Origin of the sequence: Actinokineospora spheciospongiae (assembly GCF_000564855.1) — a bacterium.
GTDB lineage: Bacteria > Actinomycetota > Actinomycetes > Mycobacteriales > Pseudonocardiaceae > Actinokineospora > Actinokineospora spheciospongiae.
The window spans coordinates 16,587-34,296 of the sequence record NZ_AYXG01000103.1 but is presented as its reverse complement, the minus strand read 5'-3'; the positions used below and the strand labels follow the sequence as shown (position 1 = coordinate 34,296).

Genomic DNA, 17,710 nt, shown 5'->3' with positions numbered 1-17,710 from the left:
GCGAACACACTGCCGATTGCGCGCCGATGACCGGATGTGCAGCGGGCACAAGGGTTACACCGTGGCAACTGGACTGTCACTCACCCGTCCGGTGGCAGTGTTCCACAGCCGGGTGAGGACTCCTCAGCGCGGGTGCCGGGTGATCGACAACACTGGTGACGGATCGGTGGTCGTGTGTGTTCATGGGCAGGACGAGAAGCGGGTACGAGGAGGCGTTCGTGGACCTGGTCCGGGAGTCGGCGCAGGCCGGTCGGATGGTGCTGTGGGAGGAGTCCGCGCGGGACGGGGCGCAGGGCAAGACCCTGATGTCGGCCGACTTCCGGGTGCGGCTGGCCCGGGCGCAGGGCGCGCTGTTCGGCGCGGACGGCCCCCGGCACGTGGTGTTCGCCGCGGGTTTCCCCGCCGTGTGCCGCGAGGAGTTCGACGCCACCCGGCGGGTCGCCCTCGAAGCGGGCGACGCGGTCACCCCCGCCGCCGTCTGCCGGGGGACCACCGCCGACGTCCGCCAGGCCTGCGCGTCCGTCGCGGGCGCCCCGGGCGCCCGGGTGATGGTCGTCGTCCCCGCGTCGGAGGTCATGGCCGACGTCATGGTGCACCGCCCCGCGGCACAGGCCCTCACGGCCGCGGCCGACTTCGTCGACGCGGCCAGGGCCGAGGGCACCCACGTCGACATCTGCTTCGCCGACGCCACCCGCGCCGACGTGGGCCTGATGGCCGACCACGCCACCTCCCTCACCGCCGCGGGCGCGGGCACGGTGGTCCTGGCCGACACGGTGGGCCGACTGCTCACCCACGAGGCGACGTCGCTGTTCACCGACCTCCACTCCCGAGTCACCGACGAGGTCGTCCTGGCCTCCCACCTGCACAACGACCTCGGCCTGGGCCTGCCCAACACCCTCGCCGCCATCACCGCGGGCACCCGCGTGGCAGCCTGCTCCTGGCTCGGCATCGCCGAACGCAGCGGCATGGTCGCAACGGAGCAACTGCTGTTCCTCCTGTCCCAGCGCGCGGAGGACCTGCTCGGCCCGGGCACCGCCCTCTGGCACACGCCCCCGGACCTGACCGGCGTCCCCCCGATCGCCCGAATGGTCGCCGAGGAGACGGGCATCCCCCTCACCGTCACCACCCCGATCGTCGGCACCGGCGTGGGAACCATCTCCACCGGCACCCCCTTCGCCCACCCCCGCACCTTCGAGCCGTACGACCCGCACGAGGTCCTGGGCATCGAACCCACCGTCCTGCTCACCCACCTCGCCAGCGCCCGGGTCCTCCGCGCGGTCGCCCACCGCCTCGGCCACGACCTGACGGGGGAGGAGACCGCGGCGGCGCTGGACTGGGTCAAGTCCGAGGCCTACCGCCGCAACCACGCCCACATCCCCGATGCGGACCTCGCCGGCTTCCTCAACTCCCGGAACACCCCGGCGGCCACCCGATGATCACCGACCGCCCTGCTGTTCGCGCCGCCCTGGAATCTGGTGCAGCGGTCGTCCTCCCCAACCCGGTCCCCCTCACCTGCGTCGTCGCGGCCACGGACCCGGCCGCGGTCAACCTGGCCAAGACCCGCCCCGCCGACCAACCGGTCGCCACCTGGACGGCATCCCCGCAACGCTGGGCCGACCTCGTGCCCGACCTCGCCCTGCCCGCTCGTCTGGTCGAGACCGCCCACCACCTCCTGACCCGTGAACTGGTCACCCTCCTGGTGCCCGTCCGGCCGCGCCCGGCGCTGGCCCCCTCCACCCGCGACGGCTACGCGCTCCTGTTCGGCGCGCACACCATGGCGGAGCTGTTCGAGGGTCTGGGGCCGGTTTACGTCAGCAGCGCCAACCGCACCGGCCACGCCCCGGCGCCGACTCCGGAAGCCGCCGCCCGGATGTTCCCCGCCACTGTGCCCATCCTGAGTGCTGAGGACACCTCGGACGACCGTCGCGCCACCACGACCCTCAAGCTCACCCCGGAGGGCGAGCTGACCTTGACCCGCACGGGCGCCCAAGACCACGCGAACGGCGGCCCGGCCGCCTACCTGAGACTGCTTGCTGATCGGTGGTGAGGAGGACGACGTGCAGGGGTAGAGCCGATTCCGGGACTTTGAAGTTGTGTCTAGGATCTCCTCCATCGTGCCCAATTGAATTTCGGAGGCCGGGTTGGTTATTTAGTCGACCGTGGCGCCGGGCCAGTCCCGCTTGTCGGAGAAGCGGCAAAAATGGTCAGCCTTGTGCCTCTTTTTGGGGCTGGCCCGGCTTGCGTAAAGATATGACTACGGTCGGATGGTGAACGTGAGTTTCCGGTCAACCTGCCAGTAGGTCGCCAACGTCACCAAGGCGCAAGAGGTGAAAGCTGCGATTTCTCGCAATTTGCCGTCTGTGAGAGGGTGTAGCCATATCCCCAGTCCCGCGATGCTTCCAGCGATCACTGCAACTATCACGGCGATGGTCCAGATGACAGCCTCTCGAATGGTCGGCCCGTCTCCAGGGCTGGGCGTGTTTGGTGAAGGTCTGTCGTGTACGGTTGGCACTTGTTCTCCATGCTGAGAGAAATGGATGACACCAAGTCGGTGACCCCCCGTTGCAGCCGGGGGGTCACCGTGGTCACGGCTGAACCGTTACTCGGTATCTGCTGGCAACCCCGCGCGAGCAGGGATGATGTGTGGCCTATGGCCGCACGATGAGGCGACCGCAGGATCAGCTCGCCGTCAGCGAGACGAAGTCAGGACCTGGCTGGCCAGCCGGTTACGTGCACAAGATGATCTTGGACGACGCGCTCCACGATGTCAAATTGACACACGGCGTTTCTCCTCCTCTGGCCAGATGAAGAGGCTACCGCGTTCAGACTCTGCGCCTGGCCAGACTGGGCAAGGGTACTTCTGCGTTCGACATGGACTGTCGGTTGTTCGCAGGTTGTCCATGCTGGGCTGTTCGCCCGGCCCGCCAGGTCCGTTCGGGTGAATCTGGGCTGGATCAGAAACAGAACCGGAAGCTGTGGAGATTTGAGACGGCAGTACGCTGGACAGTGGGAGGGATCGTGACAACGCCTGTGGACGCTTGGGCGACGGTCTGGGCGAAGACCGAATTCGATCCCGACGAGGTGACCTTCGGGTGGTTGCCGTTGTGGCAGCACCTCGATGACACCGCCGGTGTTGCTGCTCTGCTCGTTCGGGAGTGGTTGTCCCCCTTGGTGGTTGCGCGAATGGCGCGGGACCTGCCCGGTGGTCGGGAGGGCGTTGTCCACCTCGCACAGTGGCTCGCGGCCGTGCACGACGTGGGGAAGGCCAGCCCGGCGTTTGCCGTGCAGGCGACCGCTGCGCGGGCGGACGTCCTTCTCGACCACATGCGACGTTCCGGTCTCGCGGTCGACCTGCGGCTCCAGCACGATCCCCTGCGGGGCGCGGTGAACCACACCCTCGTCGGTCACTTGGCCGTGCAGGACTGGCTTCGGGGTCGCGGGTTCGACCGGCGGATCGCGGGGCAGCTCGCATCGGTGGTGGGCAGTCACCACGGCATGACCCCGGACAGCGGCCGACTCGACACCGCTCGGGACCGCGCGGAGCTGGCGGGCGCCGGGGTGTGGGAGGCGGTGCGGGCCACGTTGCTCTCCCGAGCGGCTGAACGGTTTCCCGGGCTCGACGAGTTCTCGACGTCGGACCTGGGGGTGCCGACACAGGTCATCTTGACCGGGGTCGTCATCGTCGCCGACTGGATAGCGTCCAACTCGGAGCTGTTTCCGTTGTGGTCCGCACACCGGCCTCCCTCCCTTCCCGACGACGAGGTCACCGCTCGGCGGGTGGCCGACGGCTGGGCAGATTTGGCTCTGCCACGTGGGTGGCGGGCAGCAGCCTTGGGTGGGGACCTCGATGGGGTCTTCCGGGCGCGGTTCGACAAGTCCTCGGCCAGGCCGGTGCAGCGCGCGGCCGTCGCCGTGTCCGAGGGGGTCGAGCCGGGGATCGTGGTGATCGAGGCGCCGATGGGGTCGGGCAAGACCGAGGCGGCGCTGTTGGCCGCCGAGGTGCTCGCCCACCGGACCGGGGCCGACGGGTGCTTCCTCGCGCTGCCGACGCAGGCGACCACGGACGCGATGTTCAGCCGGGTTCGGCACTGGATCGACCGATTGCCCGCTGACTCGGCGGTGTCGGTCACCCTCGCCCACGGCAAGGCGCACCTCAACGACGAGTACTCCGGGCTGGTCCGCCGTGGCCGGTACGTCGGGATCGGCGAGCGGGCCGACGACTGCGGCGCGATCGCGCACCAGTGGCTCAGCGGGCGGAAGAAGGCCGGGCTTGCGTCCTTCGTGGTCGGCACCATCGACCAGGTCCTCTTCGCCGGGCTCAAGAGCAGGCACCTGATGCTGCGCCACCTCGCGCTCGCGGGCAAGGTCGTGGTGGTCGACGAGGTGCACGCCTACGACGTCTACATGTCCCGTTACCTGCACCGGGTGCTGCACTGGCTCGGCGCCTACGGTGTCCCGGTCGTCCTGCTGTCGGCCACCCTGCCCGATGGTCGACGCGCGGAGCTGGTGCGTGCCTACGCCGAGGGGCAGGGCGCTGTTCCGACGATCGCCGACGGTCATCCGGGCTACCCGGTGATCACCACGACCGCGGGCTCGACGCCGGTTGACGACACCGCCGAGGCCACCGAGGTCCACCTCGACCGGCTGGCCGACGACCTCGACACGCTCGTCGCCCACCTCAGGGAGAACCTCGTCGGCGGCGGGTGCGCGGTGGTCGTGCGCAACACCGTCACCCGCGTCCAGGAAACCGCCGAACGGCTCGCCGACGAGTTCGGTGCCGACGCTGTGACCATCGCCCATTCCCGCTTCCTGGCCTGTGACCGCGCCGAGATCGACCGGTCCCTGGTGCGCCGGTTCGGCCCCGGCGGCACCGATCGGCCCGACCTGCACGTCGTGGTGGCCTCGCAGGTGGTCGAGCAGTCCCTCGACGTCGACTTCGACCTGATGGTCACCGACCTGGCGCCCGTCGACCTGGTGCTCCAGCGCCTGGGCAGGTTGCACCGGCACGACCGCGTCCGCCCCGAGCGGTTGCGGACGCCGCGGTGCGCGCTGGTCGGTGTCGAGGACTGGGCCGCCGGTCCGGTGGTGCCGGTGTCGGGGTCGCGTCGCGTCTACGGCGATCACACACTGCTGCGGTCGGCCGCGTTGCTGGTCGAGCGCGACAGGATCGTCCTGCCCGACGACATCGCTGCGCTCGTGCAGCGCGGCTACGGCGAGGACGTGCTCGGTCCCGGGGCCTGGCAGCCCGCGATGGCCGCCGCCGCGTCGGCAGCCCTGGTCGCGCAGCGGCAGCGGACCGAGGCCGCGAACGCCTTCCTCGTCGGACGTGCGGTCGACCCCGGTTCGCTGGAGGGCTGGTTGGTCGCTGGGGCGGGCGAGGCCAAGGACGAGGTGCGGGGCGCGGCCCAGGTGCGCGACGGCGCGGAATCGCTGGAGGTCCTGGTCGTGCAACGCGACGCGGACGGTGGGCTGCTGGTGCCCGACTGGGTCAAGGGTGGCGGCGAGCAACTGCCGCTGTTCGAACAGGTGCCCCGGGCGCAGGCGAAGGTGGTGTCGGCGTGCTCGGTGCGCCTGCCGGTCGCGTTGAGCCACGGTGGGGTCATCGACGCCGTCATCGCCGAACTGGAGCGGACCCGCGTCACCGCTTTCGACCTCGCCCCCCTGCTCTCCGGACAACTCGTCCTCGTGCTCGACCACGACCGCCGGGCTGACCTGCACGGCTTCCGCCTCACCTACGACCCGCGCCGGGGGCTGCTGCATGAGCGACTCTGAATGCTCCTTCGACCTCATCGGGCAGCCGTGGGTGCTGGCCAGGCTGGACAGCGGCGACGTGGTCGAGCTGTCCCTGGTGGACACCGTGCGGCGCGCGGGGGAAATCGTGTGCCTGCTCGGGGACGTGCCCACCCAGGTCTTCGCCGTGACGCGCCTGCTCCTGGCGATCCTGCACCGCGCGGTGCGCGGACCCGCAGACCTCGACGGGTGGGAGCGGATGTGGTCCGGCGGGCTCTCGGTCGACGCCGTGCGGAGCTACCTCGACGAGCACCGGGAGCGCTTCGACCTGCTGCACCCGACCACCCCGTTCCTCCAGGTGGCGGACCTGCACACCACCAAGGGCGAGTTCTCCGAACTGAGCAAGCTGATCGTCGACGTGCCCAACGGTCGCCCCTTCTTCACCACCCGCATCGGCGGCAGGCTCAGCCTCTCGTTCGCCGAGGCGGCCAGGTGGGTCGTGCACTGCCAGGCGTTCGACCCCTCCGGCATCAAGTCCGGCGCGGTCGGCGACGAGCGCGTCAAGGGCGGCAAGGGGTACCCGATCGGCCAGGCTTGGTCGGGTCACCTCGGCGGGGTGCTGGTCGAGGGCCGCAACCTCCGCGAGACGCTCCTGCTCAACCTCATCACCGCCGACTTCGAGCGGGCCGAATCCGATCGGGAGGACCTCCCGGTGTGGGAGCGGCCGGTGCTCGGTGCCGCCGAGGAGGTGCCGGGCGGTCGGGCTCCCGCGGGTCCGTTGGAGCTGTTCACCTGGCCGAGCAGGCGCATCCGCCTCGCCGTCACCGGGAACGAGGTCACCGGTGTGTTGATCTGCAACGGCGACCGGCTCACCCCGCAGAACCTGAACCGCTTCGAGTCGCACACCGCGTGGCGGCTCAGCAAGGCCCAAGCGACCAAGCTCAAACTGGCGACCGTCTACATGCCGCTGGAGCACGACCCCTCACGGGCCATCTGGCGTGGACTCCAGGCCATGCTCCCCGCCGCGACCGTCTCCCCGGGCGGCGCCGAGCCCGCCCCCCGGCTCTCACCGAAGGTGATCCGCTGGGTGGGGCACCTCAGGGTGCAGAAGGCGTTGCCCGCCGACCACCAGGTCCACCTGCACACCCTGGGCGTGGTCTACGGCAGCAACAACTCGGTGGTGGACGAGATCGTCGAGGACCGCATGTCGGTCGCCGCGATGCTGCTCACCGAGGACGCCGTCGCCCTCACCGGGGTGGTCCTCGCGTGCGTGGCCGCGGCCGAGGCGGCGGCCAAGGCACTGGGATCGCTCGCCGCCAACCTGGCCGAAGCCTCCGGTGGTGAGCACGCCGGACCGCGCAGTCGCGCACTGGAATCCGCCTACGACGCGCTGGACCCCCTGTTCCGGTCCTGGGTGGCGGGATTGGATTCGGACACCGATCCCACCACCTGCCAGCAGGAATGGCACGAAACGGGCAAGCGCGCCGTTCGCGCCCTCGGCGTCGACCTGCTGGCCCAGGCGCCCGCGGTGGCGATGGCGGGCCGGTCCCGCGGCGGACGCCTCCTCACCGCCTTCCACGCCGACCGCTGGTTCGGCAAAGCCCTGCGCGACGCCTTCCCGATGGCCGGTCGGCGCGTCCCCGAGCCGACCGCCTGAACACCCTGGGAGAGAACATGACCACCGAGACGACCGGCACACCGGGGACTCCCGAGCGCACCGAGGAACTCCCCGCCCGGGACAACTCGACCCTGAGCGGGATCGTCGGCGCCCGGGCAACCGCGTTGCAGAGCGGCTACCTGCGCAAGGTGTCCTCCAGTGTGGCGGCACTGGCCCAGTTGCGGCGGGCAGTGGGCAAGGAACCCGGCAGCGTCCCGGAAATCCTCGTCCACACGCTGCACCCGGTCTTCGCCCGCGGTGCGCGCTCGGACGAGCCGACCCATGACGAAATCGCCGCCCACCACTGCCTGACGCTGTTCGCGCTGCACCAGCAGTCCCAGGCCAAGTGGATGCACAAACGCGGCGTGCGCCTGGGCGCCGCGATGCGCCAACTCTTCAGCCCCGACAGCCCGCCGGACAACCCGGTCCTGCGCCGCTTCGCCATGCTCAGCACCGCGGACTCCCCGCAGGAACTGTTCCACCACCTGCGAGGGGTGGCGCAGTTGTTGCGCGCCAGGCGGATTCCCCTCGACTACGGGCAGCTCGCCCAGGACCTGTCCGACTGGCAGCGTGGTGGCGACCGGCGGACCAGGGTCGTCCTGGCCTGGGGCCGGGAATTCCACTTCGTCACCGCAACCGACCAAGCCTGACCACCGAGAGGAACGGCACCGTGCCGCGCACCATCGTCGACATCCACGTCCTCCAGACCGTCCCGCCGAGCAACCTCAACCGCGACGACACCGGCAGCCCCAAGAGCGCCGTCTACGGCGGTGTCCGCCGCTCCAGGGTCTCCAGCCAGGCGTGGAAGCGCGCGACCCGCGACGCCTTCGACGGCCTGCTCGACCGCTCCGACCTCGGTGTCCGCACCAAGCGCGTGGTCGAACTGCTCACCGACGAGATCACCCGCCAGGACGCGGCCCTCGCCGACTCGGCGCCCGCGCTGGCCAAGGACGTGCTGACCGCCGCGGGCATCAAGATCGTGGCGGCGAAGAAGAAGGACGAGCCCGACGAGTCCGGCTACCTGTTGTTCCTCAGCAACCGGCAGGTCGAGAACCTGGCGGCGCTGGCGGTCGAGGCCGCCCACGCCGCCGACGGCGGGAAGGCCACCATCGAGAAGTCGGCGGCCAGGGCGCGCGCCGACCGGACCCACTCGGTCGACGTGTCGCTGTTCGGTCGCATGGTCGCCGACGACACTGCCCTCAACGTCGAAGCAGCCGCCCAGGTCGCGCACGCCATCAGCGTGCACGCCGTGGCGAACGAGTACGACTACTTCACCGCCGTCGACGACCACAAGAGGAAGGACGAGGACGAGGACGCGGGCGCCGGGATGATCGGCACGGTGGAGTTCAACTCCTCCACCCTCTACCGCTACGCCAACGTCGACGTCGACGCGCTGCACCGCAACCTCGGCGACCCCGAGGCCACCAAGCGCGCGGTGGCCGCGTTCGTGCGCGCGTTCGTGGCGAGCATGCCCACCGGCAAGCAGAACACCTTCGCCAACCGCACCCTCCCCGACGCCGTGCTGGTCGTGGTGCGCGAGACCCAGCCGATCAACCTGGCGGGCGCGTTCGAGGAAGCCGTGGTCGATGGGGAGAAGGGCGGTCGGGTCGCCGCGTCCATCGCCCGCCTGGCGGACCAGGCCACCGAACTGCACCGCGCCTTCGACGAGACCCCGGTCGGCTGCTGGTCCTTCGGCGTGGGGGAGCGGATGGAACCACTCGACGAGCTGGGCACCCGGTCGACCTTCGACACCACCGTGCGCGCCGTGGCCGACCTGGTCGAGCAGCGCGTGGGGCAGCCGTGACCGCCCTACTGCTGCGGCTCGCGGGCCCGTTGCAGTCCTGGGGCACCGGCAGCCGGTTCGCCCGCCGGGAGACCGGTCGCGTGCCGACCAAGAGCGGGGTGATCGGCCTGCTCGCTGCCGCGGACGGCCGCCGCCGGGTCGACTCGATCGCGGACCTGGTCGACCTGCGGGTCGGGGTGCGGGTGGAACAGCCGGGCCGGATCGAGCGCGACTTCCAGACCGCCCGGACGCGCGACGGCTCCGAGTCCATGCCGCTGTCCTACCGGTTCTACCTGTCCGACGCGGTGTTCCTGGTGGCGGTGGAGGGGGAGGAAAGCCTGCTCACCGGCCTGCGCGACGCCCTGCGGCGGCCCGCGTTCCCATTGGCCCTGGGCAGGCGGTCCTGCCCCCCGGTCGGCAAGCTCGAACACGGTCTCCACCCCGGAGGCGCCGAACGGGTGCTCACCGAGACGCCGTGGATGGCGTCCAAGCGGACGGTCGCCGACAACCGCGCGCAGTCGGTCACCCTCGACCTCGTCGTCGACTGCGCCCCCGACACCGTCGGCGCGGACTTGGTCCGCGACCAACCCGTCAGCTTCGACCCGGCCAACCGCTCCTACGCCTGGCGGTCAGTGGCCCACCGCCGGGTGACCGTGCCGAACCCGGCGTGGACCCCGCCCCCGGCGCAGGCCGCCCACGACCCGATGGACCTGTTGGAGCCCCGACGATGAGCGCCTTCCTCACCCGGTTCGAGATCAACAAGGCCCGGCGGGGCGCGCGGGACCTGCTCTCCTCACCGCACCGCCTGCACGCCGCCGTCCTCAACGCCTTCCCCGCCGCGCACCGCACCCCGACCGATGAGGGCCGGGTCCTGTGGCGGCTGGACCAGGACGAGCACAGCACCCTGCTCTACGTCCTCAGCCCCCACGAACCGGACCTGACCCACCTCGTCGAGCAAGCGGGGTGGCCCACCACCCAGGGCTGGGTCACCCGTGACTACACCCCGCTCCTGGACCGGGTCGCCATCGCCGACCGCTATGCCTTCCGGCTCACCGCGAACCCGGTCAGGAGCCAGCGCCGCAAGGCCACCGCGATCCGGTCGCAGCGGTACGCGCACGTGACGGTCGCCCAGCAGACCCAGTGGCTGCTCGACCGGGTGGACAACCACGGCTTCACCGTTCCCGCCGGGGTGGAGAAGGAACCGGACGTCGCCGTGCGCGCCCGGCACACCTGGCGCTTCGCCCGCGAAACCCGCACGGTGACCCTGTCGACCGCCACCTTCGAGGGCCTGCTCGAAGTGACCGACCCCCAAGCGCTGCGGACCGCCCTGGTGCACGGGATCGGCCCGGCCAAGGGCTACGGCTGCGGCCTGCTCACCTTGGCCGCGGTCCGCTGATGGACATCCCGGGCGCCCGACCGGTCCCGATCTCTCAGCTCAGCCGAGCACAGGACCGGCTGACCTTCGTCTACCTCGAACACTGCGTGGTCCACCGCGACGCCAACGCCATCACCGCCAGGGACGCGCGCGGGATCGTGCACATCCCCGCCGCCACCGTGGGGGCACTGCTCCTCGGCCCGGGGACGAACGTCAGCCAGCAGGCCATGGTGCTGCTCGCGGAAAGCGGTTCCACGGCGGTGTGGGTGGGGGAGCACGGGGTGCGGTACTACGCCCACGGGCGCACCCTGGCCCGGTCGTCACGGCTGCTGGAGCGGCAGGCCGAACTGGTCTCCAACCGCACCTCGCGCCTGCGGGTCGCCCGGGCGATGTACGCCATGCGCTTCCCCGACGAGGACACCTCGGGCCTCACCATGCAGCAACTGAGGGGCCGGGAAGGATCGCGTGTCCGGCGCATCTACCGCGACCATGCCAAGCGGACCGGGGTGCAGTGGGAACGCCGGGATTACGACACCTCGGATTTCGACAGCGGCACACCGATCAACCAGGCCCTGTCCGCCGCCAACACCAGCCTCTACGGGGTCGTGCACGCCGTCACGGTCGCCCTGGGCTGCGCGCCCGGCCTCGGTTTCGTCCACACGGGACACGTCAGGTCATTCGTCTTCGACATCGCAGACCTCTACAAGACAGAGATCACGATCCCGACCGCCTTCGACATCGCCGCCCGCGAGGTCGGCGACATCGGCGCGGAAACCCGCCGCGCCATTCGCGACCGGATGAAGGACGGCAGGTTCCTCGAAACCTGCGTCCGCGACATCAAGACCCTGCTGGCGGACGAAGATGAGGTGGTCGAATACGGGCCAGAATCATTCGAGGACCCGGACGTCGTGATGCTGTGGGACTACAACGGTCGCAACGTCGCCGGAGGCGTCGCCTACGACGAGGAGGAGGGATGACGGTCATCGTCGTGGCGGCCTGCCCCATCGGCCTGCGCGGCCACCTCACCCGCTGGCTCCTGGAAATCTCCCCGGGCGTGTTCGTCGGCCGCATCAGTGCGCGCGTGCGGGGCCTGATGTGGGAACGGGTGGTCGAGATGGTCAAGACCGGCCGCGCCATCATGGTCCACCAAGCCGACAACGAACAGGGCCTCGCCTTCACCGTCCACGCCAGCGAATGGGTGCCGGTCGATTTCGAGGGCGTGACGCTGATGTTGCGCCCGTCAGCGGTGGGTGAGGGAGCAGGCACCGGTGAGAAGAAAGGCTGGAGCACCGCAGGCAGACGCCGCCGCTACGGCCAGCGCTGAGCCGACAAAAGTGAATGAGAAACGCTGTTACTGTTCGTAAACCTCCAGGTCAACAAGTGTCTTCCCCGCGCGAGCGGGGCTGTTCCCCCGGCGGGCCACGTGTGGGCGTCGGACAGCGGGTCTTCCCCGCGCGAGCGGGGCTGTTCCCGCCCACATACCGCCCCGGTCCACCAAGCCCACGTCTTCCCCGCGCGAGCGGGGCTGTTCCAACATGCCCCCGCACAGGCGGATGGACCGCGCCGTCTTCCCCGCGCGAGCGGGGCTGTTCCCTCCTGCCGACTGAGGCCCGTCTGCCCCCGAAGGTCTTCCCCGCGCGAGCGGGGCTGTTCCCCGGTCGTACAGCCCCAGCAGGTGCTCCCCGAGGTCTTCCCCGCGCGAGCGGGGCTGTTCCCGTGCCGTGCGGCTGGCGATGATCGCGGTGAGGGTCTTCCCCGCGCGAGCGGGGCTGTTCCCGACGTGGTCGGCATCCTGTGGCGCGGCCGGTCGTCTTCCCCGCGCGAGCGGGGCTGTTCCCGGGGCCCCCACCTGCTGGGCGGTCTTGGGTGGGTCTTCCCCGCGCGAGCGGGGCTGTTCCCACCATGGCCACAGCCACATCCTGGGCGGTGAAGTCTTCCCCGCGCGAGCGGGGCTGTTCCCTCCACCGGGGTGATGGGACTCGGCTTGCCCTGGTCTTCCCCGCGCGAGCGGGGCTGTTCCCTGGAGGAGACCCGGAAGCGGGCGACCGCCAAGGTCTTCCCCGCGCGAGCGGGGCTGTTCCGGCGGCGACGTACCGGCGGGCAACCTCGATCTCGTCTTCCCCGCGCGAGCGGGGCTGTTCCGTTCGTCCATGGGTTCCACGCTCACCCCCACAGGTCTTCCCCGCGCGAGCGGGGCTGTTCCGCCCCAGTTGGCTTCGTCGGCGGACAGCGAGCGGTCTTCCCCGCGCGAGCGGGGCTGTTCCCGGCGTTATAGCCTCTCGCCCCAGCAGGTGGTCGTCTTCCCCGCGCGAGCGGGGCTGTTCCGAACGGGAGCGACTGCGCCAGGAGATTCAGGCTGTCTTCCCCGCGCGAGTGGGGCTGTTCCCAGCAACAACAACTGGGGCGCCCCCGGGTCGGTGTCTTCCCCGCGCGAGCGGGGCTGTTCCGAGGCGGCCGGTCGCGGTGCGGGTTGCCCGGTAGTCTTCCCCGCGCGAGCGGGGCTGTTCCCGGGCGCGACGCGGACGACCGGATTCACCCGAGGTCTTCCCCGCGCGAGCGGGGCTGTTCCATACGGCAGTGCCGTGCCAGGTGGCAATCCCAAGCGGCCCTCTCACTCGGTCGCCGGGCGTCGGTTCGTGCGGATTTCGGTGACCAGCAGGGCGACGTGCAGGGACAGCACCGATTCCGGCGATTCCAGGGATACACCCAGGACCTGTTCGATCCGCGCCAACTGCTGGTAGTAAGCCGTCCTGGACATGTGCGCCGCCGCAGCAGCGGCGGACTTGTTGCCGCCGTGGGCGCAGTAGTGGCGGAGGGTGTCCATCAGGCGGCTGCCGTGCGCCTTGTCCCTGGCGGCGAGGGCGCCAAGTTCGCGGTCGGCGAAGGCGAGCAGGCGGTCGTCGTCGGCCAGGAGGTGCAGGAGGCCTCGGAGGCGGACGTCCTGGAGGCGGTGGAAGGGTTTCGGTGAGGGGGTGCTCAGGGCGGCTTGGGCGACGTGGGCGGCTTCGGTGAGGCTGCGGCGGGCTTGGCCCACCTCGGTGACCGTGGTGCCCGCGGCCAGGACCACCGGCTGGTGCAGTTCGCGCGACAGGCGGTTGAGCACACCGTCCACATCGGCCGCCGTGGTCAGCGACAGCAGGGTGCGGACGCTGACGTCGTCCACGATGCCGACCAGGGCTGCGACCCGGGCGCGGCGCGCTGCCAGCGCTGTTGCCTCGGCGAGGTCGCGCAGGGTTTCCGCCACGGCCATGGCGTGCGCTGTCCCCACCGTTGTCGATGGGCGCACGCACACGCCGATCAGTCGCCTGCCCCGCAGCGGGATTCCCAGGGCCTCCGAGCGGGCCACGAGGTCCCCCGGCGGTGTCGGGGAGGCCAGCAGTTCCGCCAGCAGCGTCCGGTGCGCGTGCCGTTCCAGCCCCTCCCGGTCCCGGGCCGCCAACCGGTGCACCGCCAGCGCTGACGCCGCCCGTTCGGCGATGACCACGTGCCGGTGCGCGGGTTCCGACGGGCACAGCAGGACCAGTCGACCCCAGTCGTTGCCGCGGGCGCCGACCACCGTGACCAGCCAGCCCGCCTGCGCGTGGTAGCCCGTTCGTTCCGACAGCATCACGTTCCTGGACCGCTGCGCCCAGTCCGCCAGGAGTTCCCCCGGTGCGCCGCCCGCCGTGTCGTAGGCCAGCACGTCGTGGCCCAGGGTTTCCAGGACGACCGGGAGTCCCGCCGACCGGGTCACCTCCCGCAGCACCTCCGCGGGTTCCGCCCCGGCGACCGTCAGGGCGGTGAACGTCTCGTGCACCTGCCCGGCCGCCCGCAGTTCCGCGACCTGGGCGTCCACGATGAGCTCGGCGACGGCCTCGGTCACCGCGACGAACCGGGTTTCCCGGCCCAGCGTGACCAGGGGCAGCCCGCGCCGCTCGGCGGCCGAGGCGAGGGCGGGGGGCAGGGCGTCGCTCCAGTGGCGGACCAGTTCGACCACCAGGCCCGCGGCGCCGACGTCGGCCAGGTCGTCGACGTAGCGGGTCAGGCCGGTTGGGTCGTCGGGGAGGGCGATGCCGGTGGTGAGGACGAGTTCGCCGCCGCGCAGCAGGCCCGCGATGTCGGCGACCTCGGCCGCGTGCACCCAGCGCACCCGCGACGACAGGCCCGCCGCCCCGGCCACCACGGTCGGGGCGCCGTGGCGGAACACGGGCAGGGCGAGGACTTCCGAGACCGTGGGGTACACCGGCACAGTGTAGGGAACAGGTTGTGCGGTCGGGGTGGTTCGACCGGCACACTGTGTCCATGGCGCCGGGGTCGGCGGGCGGTCACACTCGCGACCATGGCCGACACCGAGCAGACTCCGCTGATCGACCGCCACCGGGCCGTGCTGCCGTCCTGGCTGGCCCTCTACTACCGGGACCCGATCGAGATCACCCGCGCCGGGGGCAGGCGGGTGACCGACTCGACCGGCGCCACCTACCTCGACTTCTTCGCGGGCATCCTGACCAACGCCATCGGCTACGACGTGCCCGAGATCAGCGGCGCGATCCGCCGCCAGCTCGACACCGGGGTGCTGCACACCTCGACGCTGTACCTGATCCGGCAGCAGGTGGAGCTGGCGGAGAAGATCGCGGAACTGTCCGGCATCCCGGACGCGAAGGTGTTTTTCACCAACTCCGGAACCGAGGCCAACGAGACCGCCCTGATGCTGGCCACCCAGTTCCGCCGCAGCAACCAGGTCCTGGCGCTGCGCAACTCCTACCACGGTCGCGCTTTCGGCACGGTCGGCATCACCGGCAACCGCGGGTGGTCCACGAGTTCACTCTCCCCGGTGAAGGTCAGCCACGTGCACGGCGGCTACCGCTACCGCAGCCCGTTCGGCCACCTGCCCGACGCCGACTACGTCGCCGCCTGCGTCGAGGACCTGCGCGAGGTCCTGCTGACCACCACCTCCGGCGACGTGGCCTGCATGATCGTCGAGCCGATCCAGGGCGTCGGCGGGTTCAGCTCCCCGCCCGACGGGTTGTTCGGGGCGTTCAAGGAGGTGCTCGACGAGACCGGCATCCTGCTGATCTCCGACGAAGTGCAGACCGGCTGGGGCCGCACCGGTGACCACTTCTGGGGCATCTCCGCCCACGGGGTGACCCCCGACGTGATGACCTTCGCCAAGGGCCTGGGCAACGGCCTGGCCATCGGCGGCGTGGTCGCGCGCGGCGACGTCATGGACTGCTTCACCGCCAACTCCATCTCCACCTTCGGCGGCAACCCGCTCGCCACCGCGGGCGCCAAAGCGGCCTTGGACTACCTGCTGGACAACGACCTCCAGGGCAACGCCGCCAAGATGGGAGCCCGCTTGAGCGCGGGCCTGCACGACATCGCCGCGGGCAACCCGGTGGTGGGGGACGTGCGCGGCAAGGGCCTGATGCTCGCCGTCGAGCTGGTCGAGCCGGGCACCCGCGAACCCGACCCGGCCGCGGCGGTGACCGTGCTGGAGCAGACCAGGGCCCACGGTCTGCTGGTCGGCAAGGGCGGTCTGCACAACAACGTCATCCGGCTGGCGCCGCCGATGACGCTCACCGAGGACGAGGTGGACGAGGCGCTCGACGCGCTCGGCCACGCCGTCGCGGCGGTCGGGGAGGGCGAGTGAGCAGGCTGATCACGCACTGGATCGACGGCAGGGCCTGGTCGGGCACCGCCGAGCGGACGGGCGAGGTGTTCGACCCGGCGACCGGTCGGGTGGCCGGGCACGTCGACTTCGCCGGGCCTGCGGAGGTCGAGGCGGCGGTGGCCGCGGCCCGCGCCGCCTTCCCGGGGTGGCGGGACGCGTCGCTGGCCCGCCGGTCGAGCGTCCTCTTCGGATTCCGCGAGCTGCTCAACGCGCGCCGCGCCGAGCTGGTCGAGATCGTCACCGCCGAGCACGGCAAGGTCCTCGACGACGCGGCGGGCGAGGTGCAGCGGGCGTTGGAGGCCGTCGAGTTCGCGTGCGGGGTGCCGACGCTGCTCAAGGGCGGGTACAGCGAGAACGTGTCGGGCAACGTGGACGTGTACTCGATCCGGCAGCCGCTCGGCGTGGTCGGGGTGATCTCGCCGTTCAACTTCCCGGCGATGGTGCCGCTGTGGTTCGTGCCGAACGCGGTGGCGTGCGGGAACGCGGTGGTGCTCAAACCATCGGAGAAGGACCCGTCGGCGGCGGTGTTCATCGCCGAGCTGTTCGCCGAGGCCGGGCTGCCCGCCGGTGTGCTCAACGTCCTGCACGGCGACAAGGCCGCGGTCGACGGCCTGCTGGAGCACCCCGACGTGCGCTCCATCTCCTTCGTCGGCTCCACCCCCATCGCCCGGTACGTCTACGAGACCGGCACCCGCAACGGCAAGCGCGTGCAGGCCCTCGGCGGCGCGAAGAACCACATGGTCGTGCTCCCCGACGCCGACCTGGACCTGGCGGCGGACGCGGCGGTCTCGGCCGGGTTCGGCTCCGCGGGCGAGCGCTGCATGGCGGTGTCGGTGGTCGTCGCCGTCGACCCGGTCGGCGACGACCTGGTGGCCCGGATCACCGACCGCATCGGTGGGCTCAAGGTGGGTGACGGCAGGCGCTCCGGCTGCGAGATGGGGCCGCTGGTGACCGCCGCGCACCGCGACCGGGTCGTCTCCTACGTCGAGAACCCCGAGGGCGCCACCCTCGCCGTCGACGGCCGCGACCACGAGGTCGACGGGGACGCGGGCGGCTTCTGGCTCGGTCCCACCCTCTTCGACCACGTCCGCCCCGACACGGCCCTCTACCGGGACGAGATCTTCGGCCCCGTGCTCTGCGTGGTCCGTGCCCAGTCGTACTCGGAGGCGCTGGACCTGGTCAACGCCAACCCCTACGGCAACGGGACCGCGATCTTCACCAAGGACGGCGGCGCCGCCCGGCGCTTCCAGAACGAGGTCGAGGTGGGCATGGTCGGCGTGAACGTCCCCATCCCGGTCCCGGTCGGGTACTACTCCTTCGGCGGCTGGAAGGACTCCCTCTTCGGCGACACCCACGCCTACGGCCCCGACGGCATCCACTTCTTCACCCGGGCCAAGGTCGTCACCAGCCGCTGGCCCGACCCCTCCCACGGCGGCGTCAACCTGGGCTTCCCCCGCAACACCTAGGCGAGCCGGTGCCCGAGTCCGTCCGGGGAGGCGGGCTCGGGCACGGGTGGGT

13 protein-coding genes and 1 CRISPR repeat array are annotated in these 17,710 nt (G+C 71.1%); of the genes, 12 read left to right on the top strand and 1 reads right to left on the bottom strand.

The annotated features are described in order from the left end of the window. The first annotated feature begins 182 nt into the window (after positions 1-182). From UO65_RS14630 to cas2e, 10 genes are all read left to right on the top strand, one after another. Positions 183-1,436 carry a 2-isopropylmalate synthase gene (locus UO65_RS14630; protein ID WP_052021192.1) on the top strand — a complete coding sequence of 418 codons (1,254 nt, stop codon included), beginning with the start codon at positions 183-185 and terminating at the stop codon, positions 1,434-1,436. Beyond that, positions 1,433-2,047: a Sua5/YciO/YrdC/YwlC family protein gene (locus tag UO65_RS14625; protein ID WP_035282901.1), complete on the top strand. Its 615-nt coding sequence runs from the start codon at positions 1,433-1,435 to the stop codon at positions 2,045-2,047. Before UO65_RS14630 ends, UO65_RS14625 begins: the two co-directional genes overlap by 4 nt. A 959-nt stretch (positions 2,048-3,006) precedes the next feature. Next, positions 3,007-5,772, top strand: coding sequence for a CRISPR-associated helicase Cas3' (cas3, locus tag UO65_RS14620; protein ID WP_324608969.1), 2,766 nt, complete (start codon positions 3,007-3,009; stop codon positions 5,770-5,772). Then, the gene (casA, locus tag UO65_RS14615; protein ID WP_035282898.1) at positions 5,759-7,387 is read left to right on the top strand and encodes a type I-E CRISPR-associated protein Cse1/CasA; all 1,629 of its coding nucleotides are present in this window, start codon (positions 5,759-5,761) and stop codon (positions 7,385-7,387) included. Before cas3 ends, casA begins: the two co-directional genes overlap by 14 nt. 17 nt (positions 7,388-7,404) lie before the next feature. After that, on the top strand, positions 7,405-8,037 hold the full coding sequence (casB, locus tag UO65_RS14610) for a type I-E CRISPR-associated protein Cse2/CasB (protein WP_084175579.1): 633 nt from the start codon (positions 7,405-7,407) through the stop codon (positions 8,035-8,037). Between the two features lie 20 nt (positions 8,038-8,057). Continuing rightward, on the top strand, positions 8,058-9,191 hold the full coding sequence (gene cas7e, locus UO65_RS14605; RefSeq protein ID WP_035282897.1) for a type I-E CRISPR-associated protein Cas7/Cse4/CasC: 1,134 nt from the start codon (positions 8,058-8,060) through the stop codon (positions 9,189-9,191). Then, positions 9,188-9,901 (top strand): type I-E CRISPR-associated protein Cas5/CasD, encoded by a 714-nt coding sequence (gene cas5e / locus UO65_RS14600; protein WP_035282896.1) that lies wholly within the window; start codon positions 9,188-9,190, stop codon positions 9,899-9,901. Before cas7e ends, cas5e begins: the two co-directional genes overlap by 4 nt. Further along, a complete protein-coding gene (cas6e, locus tag UO65_RS14595) occupies positions 9,898-10,566 on the top strand; it encodes a type I-E CRISPR-associated protein Cas6/Cse3/CasE (protein ID WP_035282895.1) in 669 nt (222 codons plus the stop codon). Before cas5e ends, cas6e begins: the two co-directional genes overlap by 4 nt. Continuing rightward, on the top strand, positions 10,566-11,522 hold the full coding sequence (gene cas1e, locus UO65_RS14590; protein WP_233427579.1) for a type I-E CRISPR-associated endonuclease Cas1e: 957 nt from the start codon (positions 10,566-10,568) through the stop codon (positions 11,520-11,522). Before cas6e ends, cas1e begins: the two co-directional genes overlap by 1 nt. Continuing rightward, a complete protein-coding gene (cas2e, locus tag UO65_RS14585; protein ID WP_035282894.1) occupies positions 11,519-11,869 on the top strand; it encodes a type I-E CRISPR-associated endoribonuclease Cas2e in 351 nt (116 codons plus the stop codon). The genes cas1e and cas2e overlap by 4 nt, the downstream gene beginning before the upstream one ends. A 58-nt stretch (positions 11,870-11,927) precedes the next feature. Further along, positions 11,928-13,114: a CRISPR direct-repeat array (repeat unit 28 nt; unit sequence GTCTTCCCCGCGCGAGCGGGGCTGTTCC). Positions 13,115-13,156: 42 nt separating this feature from the next. On the opposite strand, the gene UO65_RS14580 is transcribed toward cas2e, so the two are convergent. Beyond that, positions 13,157-14,767, bottom strand: a complete 1,611-nt coding sequence (locus UO65_RS14580; RefSeq protein WP_035283028.1) for a PucR family transcriptional regulator — start codon at positions 14,765-14,767, stop codon at positions 13,157-13,159. A 96-nt stretch (positions 14,768-14,863) separates the two neighbouring features. On the opposite strand from UO65_RS14580, the gene UO65_RS14575 reads away from it, so the two are divergent. Continuing rightward, complete coding sequence (locus UO65_RS14575; protein ID WP_035282893.1) at positions 14,864-16,171, top strand: aspartate aminotransferase family protein; 1,308 nt, start codon at positions 14,864-14,866, stop codon at positions 16,169-16,171. Then, a complete protein-coding gene (locus tag UO65_RS14570) occupies positions 16,168-17,658 on the top strand; it encodes a CoA-acylating methylmalonate-semialdehyde dehydrogenase (RefSeq protein WP_035282891.1) in 1,491 nt (496 codons plus the stop codon). Before UO65_RS14575 ends, UO65_RS14570 begins: the two co-directional genes overlap by 4 nt. Positions 17,659-17,710 lie beyond the last annotated feature (52 nt).